This is a genomic window from Enterobacter vonholyi (assembly GCF_040834095.1).
Classification (GTDB): Bacteria; Pseudomonadota; Gammaproteobacteria; order Enterobacterales; family Enterobacteriaceae; genus Enterobacter; species Enterobacter vonholyi.
Genome location: NZ_CP162152.1, coordinates 3,233,361 through 3,245,618, shown reverse-complemented (window position 1 = coordinate 3,245,618; position 12,258 = coordinate 3,233,361). Strand labels below are relative to the sequence as shown.

Annotated in this window: 8 protein-coding genes; 4 read left to right on the top strand and 4 right to left on the bottom strand. The window is 58.4% G+C overall.

Features of this window, described 5'->3' with window-relative positions:
• The first annotated feature begins 144 nt into the window (after positions 1–144).
• The gene (gene ypfM / locus AB3N39_RS15210) at positions 145–204 is read left to right on the top strand and encodes a protein YpfM (RefSeq protein ID WP_015572204.1); all 60 of its coding nucleotides are present in this window, start codon (positions 145–147) and stop codon (positions 202–204) included.
• A gap of 109 nt (positions 205–313) precedes the next feature.
• On the opposite strand, the gene acrD is transcribed toward ypfM, so the two are convergent.
• Positions 314–3,427, bottom strand: coding sequence for a multidrug efflux RND transporter permease AcrD (acrD, locus tag AB3N39_RS15205; RefSeq protein ID WP_127731904.1), 3,114 nt, complete (start codon positions 3,425–3,427; stop codon positions 314–316).
• Positions 3,428–3,569: 142 nt separating this feature from the next.
• Complete coding sequence (narQ, locus tag AB3N39_RS15200) at positions 3,570–5,264, bottom strand: nitrate/nitrite two-component system sensor histidine kinase NarQ (protein ID WP_133294890.1); 1,695 nt, start codon at positions 5,262–5,264, stop codon at positions 3,570–3,572.
• Between the two features lie 152 nt (positions 5,265–5,416).
• On the opposite strand from narQ, the gene aegA reads away from it, so the two are divergent.
• The 3 genes from aegA to AB3N39_RS15185 all read left to right on the top strand — a co-directional run bounded on the left by aegA (position 5,417) and on the right by AB3N39_RS15185 (position 9,198).
• Positions 5,417–7,393 carry a formate-dependent uric acid utilization protein AegA gene (gene aegA, locus AB3N39_RS15195; protein WP_133294889.1) on the top strand — a complete coding sequence of 659 codons (1,977 nt, stop codon included), beginning with the start codon at positions 5,417–5,419 and terminating at the stop codon, positions 7,391–7,393.
• Positions 7,394–7,459: 66 nt separating this feature from the next.
• Entirely contained in the window at positions 7,460–8,053 is a 594-nt protein-coding gene (nudK, locus tag AB3N39_RS15190) for a GDP-mannose pyrophosphatase NudK (RefSeq protein ID WP_367896847.1), read from the top strand.
• A 101-nt stretch (positions 8,054–8,154) separates the two neighbouring features.
• Positions 8,155–9,198 (top strand): DUF1176 domain-containing protein, encoded by a 1,044-nt coding sequence (locus AB3N39_RS15185; RefSeq protein ID WP_133294887.1) that lies wholly within the window; start codon positions 8,155–8,157, stop codon positions 9,196–9,198.
• A gap of 42 nt (positions 9,199–9,240) precedes the next feature.
• Here AB3N39_RS15185 and tkt read toward each other — a convergent pair whose 3' ends face one another.
• Both tkt and tal read right to left on the bottom strand, forming a co-directional pair.
• Positions 9,241–11,229, bottom strand: coding sequence for a transketolase (tkt, locus tag AB3N39_RS15180; RefSeq protein ID WP_133294886.1), 1,989 nt, complete (start codon positions 11,227–11,229; stop codon positions 9,241–9,243).
• Between the two features lie 19 nt (positions 11,230–11,248).
• Complete coding sequence (tal, locus tag AB3N39_RS15175) at positions 11,249–12,199, bottom strand: transaldolase (RefSeq protein WP_115875961.1); 951 nt, start codon at positions 12,197–12,199, stop codon at positions 11,249–11,251.
• Positions 12,200–12,258 lie beyond the last annotated feature (59 nt).

Sequence of the window (12,258 nt, the reverse complement as noted above, 5' to 3'; positions counted from 1 at the left end):
CCGTCACAAAAAATTGAGGTCTCACCGTTCATATTTATCATAAATCCCCGCAGGACGTGGGTTACAATCACAGCAATTGGTTAAATAGTCTTCACAATGATGGCCCGTTTTTGTAGAATGCGCATAATAATAAGAGAGGTAGTTATGATTGAACGTGAACTGGGGAACTGGAAAGATTTTATCGAAGGCATGCTTCGTAAATGACATTCAGTAAGAATTGCAAGAGCACTAAAATAAGTAAAATAACCATAGTGTGAATTAATCACACAGTAAAAAGGCGGCCGATAAAGCCGCCTTTTTTTATTTCAATCACTTACTCAGCACGTTCCTTTAGCGGGAAGCGACGACGCACCAGCACAAAGAATAGCGGAACGAAATAAATGGCCAGGATGGTGGCCGAAATCATGCCGCCCATGACCCCCGTCCCGACGGCATGCTGGCTGCTGGAGCCTGCTCCCGTACTGGTTGCCATCGGCAGTACGCCAAAGACAAACGCCAGTGACGTCATCAGGATCGGGCGTAAGCGCTGACGGCAGGCGTGCAGCGTGGCCGCCATCAGCTCGTGGCCTTTGGCATTCATCTCGTTGGCAAACTCAACGATCAGAATGGCGTTTTTCGCCGACAGCCCAATCACGGTGAGCAGACCCACCTGGAAGTAAACATCGTTCTCCAGACCGCGCATCCAGGTCGCGAGCAGGGCACCAATGACGCCAAGGGGCACGACCAGCATGACGGAGAACGGGACCGACCAGCTTTCATACAGGGCGGCGAGGCAGAGGAAGACCACCAGCAGAGAGAGTGCGTAAAGTGCGGGAGCCTGTGCCCCGGAGAGGCGCTCCTGGTAAGACATGGCCGTCCACTCCAGACCAAAACCGGCGGGCAGCTGTTGCACCAGTTTTTCCATAGTGTCCATGGCGGTACCGGTGCTGACGCCCGGCGCGGCTTCCCCGACGATTTCAACCGCAGAGTAGCCGTTATAGCGCTCCAGGCGTGGCGATCCGCTCTCCCAGTGCGAAGTCGCAAAGGCAGAGAACGGCACCATGCCGCCAGCGTTATTCCTGACAAACCAGCGGTTAATATCATCCGGCAGCATGCGGAACGGCGCGGCGGACTGGACATAGACTTTTTTCACGCGGCCACGATCCATAAAGTCATTCACATAGCTCGAGCCCCACGCCGTTTGCAGGGTATCGTTGATATCGTTGATCGATACGCCCAGCGCCTGCGCCTTACGCTGATCGATATCCACCTGAAGCTGCGGGCTGTCATCCAGACCGTTATGGCGAACGCGGGTCAGGCCGGGATCGTTGCCCGCCAGCGCTAACAGCTTATCGCGTGCCGCCATCAGCGCCGTGTGTCCCGCACCGGCGTGATCCTGCAGCTCCATGTCAAACCCGGCGGAACTGCCAAGGCCGCTGATTGCCGGCGGGCTGCTGGCAAAGACGCGCGCCTCTTTGATGTGCGCGAAGGCTTTGGTCGCGCGTTCAATGATGGCAAATGATGTTCCCGTTCTGGTATCGCGCTCGTCCCAGTCCTTCAGGCGGACGAACATGCGGGCGACGTTCTGCCCGTTCCCGCCCGGCCCGGAACCGACGGTAGAGAAGACGGATACGACGTTATCTTTCTCTTTAGTAAAGAAATACTGCTCCACTTTCTGGACCACTTTCAGCGTCTGCTGCTGCGTTGCGCCGCTCGGCAGCTGCACCGAGGTGGTAAACATCCCCCGGTCTTCCATCGGCAGGAACGAGGTGGGCAGGTGCAGGAACAGCCACACCATCCCGCCCAGCAGCACGACGTAAACCATCATCCAGCGCAGGCTGCGGTGGAGTACACGCCCAACGGCAGATTCATACCGCGCGGCGTTGCGGTCGAACATGCGGTTAAACCAGCCGAAGAACCCTTTCTGCCCGTGATGCTCTCCTTTATGCAGCGGTTTCAGCAGGGTGGCGCACAGCGCGGGGGTGAGGATCAGCGCGACCAGCACGGAGAGCACCATCGCCGAGACGATGGTGATCGAGAACTGGCGATAAATCGCCCCGGTGGTGCCGCCAAAGAAGGCCATCGGGATAAAGACAGCCGACAGTACCATCGCGATACCGACTAGCGCCCCCTGAATTTGACCCATGGATTTACGCGTCGCCTGGCGCGGAGAGAGCCCTTCTTCGCTCATGATGCGCTCGACGTTTTCAACCACGACGATGGCATCATCCACCAGCAGGCCGATTGCCAGCACCATCGCAAACATCGTCAGGGTATTAATGCTATACCCGAACGCGTAAAGCACCGCAAAGGTCCCAAGCAGCACCACGGGGACTGCAATGGTGGGGATCAGCGTCGCGCGGAAATTTTGCAGGAACAGGTACATGACCAGGAACACCAGCGCGATGGCTTCCAGCAGGGTCTTCACCACGTCCTCAATGGAGGCTTTAACGAAGGAGGTGGTTTCATAGGCGACTTTGTACTCCAGCCCGTGCGGGAAATACTGTGAAAGCTCGTCCAGACGGTCTAACACCAGTTTTGCTGTCGCCATTTCGTTCGCGCCGGAGGCCAGTTTAATCCCCAAACCGGAAGCCTGATTGCCGTTAAAGCGGCTAAGGTAGTCGTATTTTTCGGCCCCCATTTCCACCGTGGCGACATCGCCCAGACGCACTTCCGACCCGTCCTGATTCACGCGCAGGGTGATGTTGCGGAACTGGTCCGGCGTCTGCAGCAGGGATTGCGAATTGATGGTGGCGTTCAGGGCTTGCTTATCAACGGAAGGCGTTCCCCCCAGTTGCCCCACCGCAATCTGGGCGTTCTGGGCTTTGATGGCATTCGTTACGTCGGTCGCCGTCATCTGATAGCTGTTGAGCTTGTTGGGATCGAGCCAGATGCGCATGGAGTATTGTGAGCCGTAGGCGTCAATATCTCCGACGCCGTTAATCCGGCTGATGGGATCCTGAATATTACTGGCGACGTAGTCCGCGATGTCCTGTTTATCCATTGAGCCATCTGTCGAGACAAACGCGATGGTCAATATGTTGGTATCACCGGTTTTACGCACGGTTACACCCTGGTTCTGCACCGCCTGGGGCAGCTTGCGCATGGCCGACTGCAGCTGGTTTTGGACCTGCTGCACCGCTTCGTCCGGGTCGGTGCCCGCCTTGAAGCTCAGGGTCACCGTCGCCTGTCCCGTGGCGCTACTTTGCGAGGACATGTACATCAGGTTATCCAGACCCGTCATGTTCTGCTCGATAACCTGCGTGACGGTATTTTCCAGCGTCTGTGCCGACGCGCCGGGGTAGTTTGCTGTGACGCGCACGTTCGGCGGTGCCAGGTCGGGGTATTGCTCAACGGGAAGTGAAGTAATCGCCAGGACGCCCGTCAGACACAACAGGATGGCAAGCACCCAGGCAAAAATGGGGCGATCGATAAAAAAATTCGCCATGAAAGTGTGACCTCGTTTTGCTGCACGTCATTATTGTTTATTGCCCGCATAACTTTAGCGGTAAGGCCCAGGTCAAACGTGGAGAAATAAAGGAGATAATGTAAATTATCATGCGCTTTTCCCTGCGCTTCCCTCTTTACCGTTATTTACCCGTTAACGGCGTGGGCGCCGGAAACGTCACGCTGACCAGCGTGCCGCCGTTTTGCGGCTGCGAAAAGTGCAGCATCCCACCGAGCCGTTGCGCGCGTTCGCGCATAATATTCAGGCCGTAATGTCCCGGCGGCTCGCTGGCCTCGCCAATCCCAATACCGTTGTCACGAATGCTGACGCTGTGCGTCCCGTCCACTGAGGTCACGCAGCTTACGGTGATCTCGCTGGACTGCGCGTGCTTAATGGCATTCAACACGGCCTCGCGGACGATCTGCAGCAAATGCACCTGCTTTTGCGCATCGAGCGCCAGCGAGGACAGACGACAGTCCAGATGCAGTTTGGCCTGCGTCTGGCTCTGCAGCACGTCGAGGGACTCCTGCAGCGCCGCGGGTAAGTTCGCGTGGTTCAGCGTCAGGCGGAAGGTGGTCAGCAACTCGCGCAGCTGCTGCCAGGCATTGTTCAGCTCGCGGGAGAAGTCGGTGATGATGGTCTGCGCCGGGGTATTTTCCTCGGGCACGGCGCGTTTGAGCAGCGCAAGCTGAATGCGCAGATACGACAGCACCTGCGCCAGCGAATCGTGCAGCTCGCGGGCAATGGTGGCGCGCTCTTCCATCAGCAGCAGCTGCTGGTAATGCTTTTGCGCCTGGTTAAAGTACAGCCCGCGCCCGAGCATAGTCGCCACGCTTCTCATCAGCGGAAGGGGGACGCTGTCCGCTTCGCTTTGCCAGCGCAGCTCGCCGTAGAGCGTGTCCTGCATCAGTACCGGCAGGTTTTGCAGAGGAGTGCCATGTGCCTCCGTCCCTTCACACAGCCGCCAGTCGTCGCTGGTGCGCAGTTCCAGATAATTCATCTGCGTATAGTCATGGACAATCTGCAGGATATGCCGGAAGCAGTGGCTGTCTATCTGGCCGGTATTCAGCGCCTGCGAGCACTTGAACAACATGTCGAGCTGCTGGTGGGCTTCGTGCAGGTGCCGCGTCTTTTCCGCAACCGAGGCTTCGAGCGAACGGTAGAGCGTATCGAGCTCGGCTGACATGTGGTTAAAGGCGCGCGAAAGCTGACCCAGCTCGTTCGGCAGGGCGCTATCCGGCGCAGGCGTGGCAAACTCGCCGCGCTCAATGCGTTCGCTGGCCGCCACCAGGTTATTCAGCGGTAGCACCACCTGGCGGCGGATGCGTCGCAGAGTAAACAGCGTCAGCAGCAGGATCCCGAGTGCGCCAGCCAGCGAGAGCAGGGTGACCGTCTGAATTTTATGTTCAGTGTAGTGCTGCAGGGCGAGCACAAAGGCATCAATGCGGCCGACAAAATCTTCAATATTGCGTTGATACCACGCGCTGTCGCCGCGGGCGATGCGCGCATCCATCTCCTGCCAGGCCACATGCAGCTGCTGATAGCGTGCTTTCACATTGTCCGGGACGTACCAGCGGTTCAGCTTCTGCAGGGCAGGCGCGCCGAGCGTCTGTTGCCAGCTCTCGCGATGTGCCGCAAGGGAAGGGCTGTTGCGCTGCATTTCGTAGCCCAGACGATAGCTCTGCATGCGCAGCGAACCGGCGATATTAATGGCTTCGGCATCGCGCTGGCTGCTTGCCAGCGTCAGCAGCGCGACGGTGCTGGTCAGCACGGACAGGGCTATGATCGAAAAGAAAGCCCAGGCAAGGCTTCCGGAAACGGGTCGTTTAACGGTCACAGAACGGCTCTCTGAATAAAATTGATCTGCCACAGGTTCACTGGAAATAATTGGGCGCTTCAGTCATGTGAACGTTGCCCGATCGCACCGTGATGCGTAAATACCATACTCTTATAAAGAGAAAGGTTATTGAACCAAAAACAGGTGTGGTTATGAATCGTTTTATTATGGCTAACAGCCAGCAGTGCATTGGGTGTCACGCCTGCGAAGTGGCCTGCGTGATGGCGCACAACGATGAGCAGCATGTCGTGAGCGAGCGCCATTTTCATCCGCGTATCACGGTCCTGAGAGCTGGCGAGAGGAGCCGCCCCGTGACCTGTCATCATTGCGAAAACGCGCCCTGCGCGCAAAGCTGCCCGAACGGCGCCATCAGCAAATGCGATGACAGCGTACAGGTGAATCAACAAAAATGCATCGGCTGTAAGGCCTGCGTGGTGGCCTGCCCGTTTGGCACGATGGAGATTATCGTCACCCCGCTCGACAACGGCGGTGTGAAGGCCTCGGCGAATAAATGCGATCTCTGTCTGACGCGTCCACACGGCCCGGCCTGTATCGAAAATTGCCCGGCGGATGTCCTCTCTCTGGTAACGCCTGCCGCGCTGTATAACCTGGCGAAATCGCGCCGACAGCGCACGGCCTGCCTGGAGGCGCAGCCCTGGCATGCGGAGGTCGTCGGAGAAGATGCTCCGTGCACCAAACTGCAGCAGATGCAGGCGACGGTGCCACGCGGCGAGCCCGACAAGCTGGCTACCGCAGAACGCGTGGGCCATTTTAACGAAATTTACCTGCCATTCCGGGCCGAACAGGCCGCCCGCGAGGCGTCGCGCTGCCTGAAGTGCGGAGAGCATAGCATTTGCGAGTGGACCTGCCCGCTGCACAACCACATTCCGCAATGGATCGAGCGCCTCAACGCGGGAGATATCGCCGGCGCGGCCGAGCTTTCTCATCAGACTAACTGTTTACCTGAAATTACCGGTCGCGTCTGCCCGCAGGATCGATTATGCGAGGGTGCCTGCACAATACGTGAAGAGGCAGGATCCGTGACCATCGGCAACATCGAGCGCTATATCTCCGATCGGGCGCTGGCGATGGGCTGGCGGCCGGATATGTCCGCCGTCACGCCGTCAGGTAAACGCGTCGCGATCGTCGGCGCGGGGCCTGCCGGGCTGGCGTGCGCCGACGTGCTGGCGCGCCGCGGCGTGAGCGTGACGGTCTATGACCGGCACCCGGAAATTGGCGGATTGCTGACCTTTGGCATCCCGGCGTTCAAGCTGGACAAATCGCTGCTCGCGCGGCGCAGAGAGATATTTACCGCGATGGGGATCCGCTTCGAGCTTAACTGCGAGGTGGGCCAGGACGTGTCGATGTCGCAGTTAAAGCACGATTACGACGCCCTGTTTATTGGCGTGGGAACCTATCGCTCGATGAAGGCGGGTATCCCACATGAAGACGCGCCAGGTGTCTACGACGCGCTGCCTTTCCTGGTGGGCAACACGCGCCATGTTATGGGGCTGGAGGCAACGGCCAGCGAACCGTTCATCGACGCCCATGGCCTGAACGTGGTGGTGCTTGGTGGGGGCGATACCGCGATGGACTGCGTCCGAACCGCGTTACGCCACGGGGCGGCGAAGGTGACCTGCGCCTATCGTCGGGATGAGGCCAACATGCCGGGCTCGAAGAAAGAGGTGAAGAACGCCAGTGAAGAGGGGGCGGCGTTTGAATTTAACGTCCAGCCGGTTGAGCTGACGCTGGATCCGAACGGAAAGGTCAACGGTATCCGAATGCTGCGAACCGAGCTCGGAGAGCCGGATGCGCAGGGACGGCGGCGACCGGTTCCGGTGGCGGGCAGCGAGTTTGTGATGGCCGCGGATGCGGTCATCATGGCGTTTGGTTTTAACCCGCACGCGATGCCGTGGCTGCAGGCGCAGGGTGTCGAAACGGATGACAGGGGGCGGATCGTGGCCTCTGTCGAGAGCCGCTACCGTTACCAGACGACCAACCCGCAGATCTTCGCCGGGGGCGATGCGGTACGCGGCGCGGATCTGGTGGTGACCGCAATGGCGGAAGGACGCCATGCCGCGCAAGGGATCCTCGACTGGCTTGGGGTTAACGCGCCAAAACATCATTAAACCGGCGGGCGACAAAGCGGGATTCACGGCGTAGTATAGGACGACTCATTGTGTTGTGGAGCCCGTATGACCCTGAAAATTGACGTTATCAAAGACAAAATTCTTTCTGAAAACTACTTTGTCCTGCGTAACATCACCTATGATCTTACACGTAGCAACGGTGAGGTTATCCGCCACAAACGCGAGGTCTACGACCGCGGCAACGGAGCGACCATTCTGCTCTATAACCGTGACAAGCAGAGCGTGGTGCTAATCCGTCAGTTCAGGGTGGCGACATGGGTTAATTGCAACCCTGATGGACGTTTGATTGAAACCTGCGCGGGCCTGCTCGATGACGATGAGCCGGAAGTTTGTATCCGCAAAGAGGCCGTGGAAGAAACCGGCTTCGAAGTGGGTGAGGTCAAAAAGGTCTTCGAGCTGTTTATGTCTCCGGGCGGCGTAACGGAAATTGTGCATTTCTTCATTGCCGAATACAGCGACGCCCAGCGCACGCACCGGGGCGGTGGCGTAGAGGATGAAGATATTGAAGTGCTGGAGCTTCCTTTTACCCGGGCGCTGGAGATGATGCGTTCAGGCGAAATCAGGGATGGTAAGGCAGTGATATTACTGCAGTATTTACATACGACCGGGTTGATGAACGATGCTTCCGAGCGGATGTAGTGCATTTTTCGGGTATATCTGATAAATCCGATTGAGCAACCCCGCCGGGAACACGAAGATACTGCCCAGTTAAGCGTTTTCGTTCCGGGATTGTGTCATTCATGCGCTACAGCGTCTTTTTGTTTTACCTGTTTTGTGTGCTTCTCGCGCCGCAGGTGCAGGCTGCACCTGCGCAGCAAGCCTTTTCTGACTGGCAGGTAACCTGCAATAACCAGAATTTTTGCCTTGCACGCAACACGGGTGAACACCGTGGTCTGGTCATGACGCTCACCCGTAGCGCCGGGGCGAAAACGGATGCCACTCTGCGTATCGATCTTGGCGGTCTTGATACACCCTCGATCAAAGAGCCAGATATTGCCCCCCGGCTGCTGCTGGATAGCGTTCCTCTGAAGCTGGACAAACAGCGCTGGCAGCTCACGCCATGGCATCTGAAAACGGACGATGCGGCCACCATCACCGCCTTTCTGAAAAATATCCAGGAAGGGAAGGCCCTGACCCTGCGCGGCGGTAAGCAGGTCATTTCACTGACAGGGCTTAAGGCCGCACTACTGTTCATTGATGCGCAGCAAAAGCGCGTCGGCAGCGAAACCGCGTGGATCAAGAAAGGTGACGATCCGCCGTTAAGCGTTCCGCCTGCACCCGCCTTAAAAAAGGTGGCGGTCGTCAATCCGACCCCGACGCCACTCTCCCACGCCGAACTGAACGACCTGCTGGACTATGGTACCGGACGGATGAACAGCAGCCAGTGCTCGCTGGATCCTAACCGCCGTGAAGTGCGCGTCACCGCGTTAACCGATGAGAAAGCGCTGCTGATCGTCAGCTGCGAGGCGGGGGCCTATAACACGGTCGATCTGGCGTGGCTGGTATCACGTAAAAAACCGTTCACCGCACGCAGCGTCAGGCTGCGTCTGCCGTTTACGCCGTCAGGCGACGGGAGCGAAATGGAGTTGATGAATGCCAGCTTCGATGAAAAGACGCGCGAGCTGACAACGCTGGCGCTGGGGCGCGGTTTGGGCGATTGCGGAGTCCAGACGCGCTGGCGTTTTGACGGACAGCGATTCCGCCTGGTGCGCTACGCCGAGGAGCCCAGCTGTGATAACTGGAACGGGCCAGATGCCTGGCCCACGCTGTGGATCACGCGCTAGTTTTGCCCGGTAAGCGTAGCGCCACCGGGCACGCAGACCGCGCTACAGCACGCTTAACGCCTTCTCAACCACGTTCTCAACGGTAAAGCCGAAGTACGGGAACAGCTTGTCGGCAGGGGCGGACTCACCGTAGCCCCTCATGCCGACAATCGCCCCTTTCAGACCCACATATTTGTACCAGTAGTCGGCAATACCGGCTTCCACCGCCACGCGCGCTGCGACGTTTGAGGGCAGTACCGATTCGCGGTACGCCTCATCCTGGGCATCGAAAATATCCGTAGAAGGCAGGGACACCACGCGCACCGCGTGGCCTTCGGCGGTCAGTTTCTCCGCCGCTTTCACCGTGATTTCCACCTCGGAGCCGGTGGCAATCAGGATCACGTCCGGCTTGCCGCCGCTGTCCTTGAGGATGTAGCCGCCGCGGGCGATGTTTTTCACCTGCTCCGGAGTACGCTCGATCTGCGCCAGGTTCTGTCGTGACAGAATCAGTGCCGTTGGGCCATTGTGGCGTTCTACCGCCAGCTTCCAGCCCACCGCAGCTTCGACCTGATCGCAGGGACGCCACGTGCTGAAGTTCGGCGTCAGGCGCAGGCTCGCCAGCTGTTCAACCGCCTGGTGGGTGGGGCCGTCTTCTCCCAGACCGATGGAGTCGTGGGTATAGACCATAATCTGCCGCGCCTTCATCAGCGCTGCCATGCGCGCCGCGTTACGGGCGTACTCGACGAACATCAGGAAGGTGGCGGTGTAGGGCACGAAGCCGCCGTGATGGGCGATGCCGTTGGCAATCGCGGTCATCCCGAACTCGCGCACGCCGTAATGGATGTAATTCCCGGCGATGTCCTCTTTCAGCGATTTCGAACCCGACCAGATAGTCAGGTTACTCGGCGCCAGATCCGCCGATCCGCCGAGCAGTTCGGGCAGAAGAGGGCCGATTGCATTCAGGGTATTTTGCGACGCCTTACGGGTGGCGATTTTCGCCGGGTTGGACTGCAGATTTTCAATCAGCGCCTGGGTTTTATCGTCCCAGTCTTCCGGCAGGCCGCCGCTCATGCGGCGGGAAAACTCGGCCGCCAGTTCAGGATGCGCTTTTTTGTAGGCGGCAAATTTATCGTTCCATGCGTGCTGCGCTTTCTCACCCTCTTCGCGTGCATCCCATGCCCGGTAGATCTCTTTCGGGATCTCAAACGGCGGATGTTTCCAGCCCAGCTTCTTCCGGGTCAGCGCCACTTCCTCCTCGCCCAGCGCCGCGCCGTGCGCTTCTTCTTTACCCGCCTTGTTCGGCGAGCCGAAGCCGATCGTGGTGCGGCAGATAATCAGGGACGGTTTATCCTTCACGCTTTGCGCTTCCTGAATCGCTTTTTTCACTGCCTCAGGGTCGTGACCGTCGATCTCATGCACCACGTGCCAGTGGTAGGCTTCGAAGCGTTTTGCCGTGTCGTCGGTAAACCAGCCTTCGGTTTCCCCGTCGATGGAGATGCCGTTGTGATCGTAGAACCCGATCAGCTTGCCGAGCCCCAGGGTGCCCGCCAGGGAGCAGACCTCATGGGAGATCCCCTCCATCAGACAGCCGTCACCCATAAACACGTAGGTGTAGTGATCGACAATCTCGTGGTCCGGCTGGTTGAACTGTGCCGCTAGCGTGCGTTCGGCAATCGCCAGCCCGACCGCATTTGCCAGCCCCTGGCCGAGCGGCCCGGTGGTGGTCTCCACGCCCGGCGTATAGCCTATCTCCGGGTGCCCCGGGGTTTTGGAGTGCAGCTGGCGGAAGTTTTTCAGCTCCTCAAGCGGCAGATCGTAGCCGGAAAGGTGCAACAGGCTGTAGAGCAGCATTGAGGCGTGACCGTTGGAGAGAATAAAGCGGTCGCGATCGTACCAGGTGGGGTCATTGGGGTTGTGCTTCAGAAAGTCGTTCCACAGTACTTCGGCTATATCAGCCATGCCCATCGGCGCGCCGGGGTGGCCGGAATTGGCTTTCTGCACGGCATCCATGCTGAGGGCGCGGATGGCATTGGCTAGCTCTTTACGGGACATAGTTCACTCCGTGGCAAGGTTAAAGTTTGGCGGCGAGAAGATCTTCTAGTTTGCGCTGGTCGACGGCGAACTGGCGGATACCGTCCGCCAGTTTTTCCACGGCCATGGCGTCCTGGTTGTGCTCCCAGCGGAACTCCGCTTCGGTCATGGCTTTCGGTTTTGGCAGAACGGTGGAGGTCGGCACCAGCTTGCGGATCACCGTTTCTTCTTTGTCCTGTAGCTCCTGGAGCAGGTTGGGTGAAATTGTCAGGCGGTCGCAGCCTGCCAGGGCGAGGATCTGCTCGGTACGGCGGAAGCTGGCACCCATCACGATGGTTTCGTAGCGGTGCTGCTTGTAGTAGTCGTAGATATTACGGACCGATTTCACGCCCGGATCCTCATCCACCACGTACGGATCCATCGGCTGTTTCGCCTGGTACCAGTCGTAGATGCGCCCGACAAACGGTGACACCAGGAACACCCCCGCTTCGGCACAGGCGCGCGCCTGGGCAAAGGAGAACAGCAGCGTCAGGTTGCAGTGGATGCCCTCTTTTTCCAGTACCTCTGCCGCGCGGATGCCTTCCCAGGTGGAGGCGAGCTTGATCAGAATGCGTGATTTATCGATCCCCTGTTCCTCGTACAGTTCCACGAGGCGACGCGCCTTGTTAATGCTCTTTTCTTTATCGAAAGAGAGGCGGGCGTCGACTTCGGTCGAGACGCGGCCCGGGATGCTTTTAAGAATTTCCGCACCAAAATTAACCGCCAGCTTGTCGCTGGCTTCGGCGACCTGCTGCTCCTGCGTCTTCCCGCGCTTTTTACCGTAGGCAATGGCGTCATCAATCAGATGACTAAAATGGGTAAGCCCGGCTGCCTTGAGCAGTAGCGAAGGGTTGGTGGTCGCATCCTCCGGCTGATAGTGGCGAATCGACTCGATATCGCCGCTGTCTGCCACCACCGTGGTGAATTGTTTGATGCCGTCTAGCTGGTTCATAAATGATTACTCCTTGGAAATAAAAGAGTTAGATGAGTGCGTTAGTTCACACTTCTGGA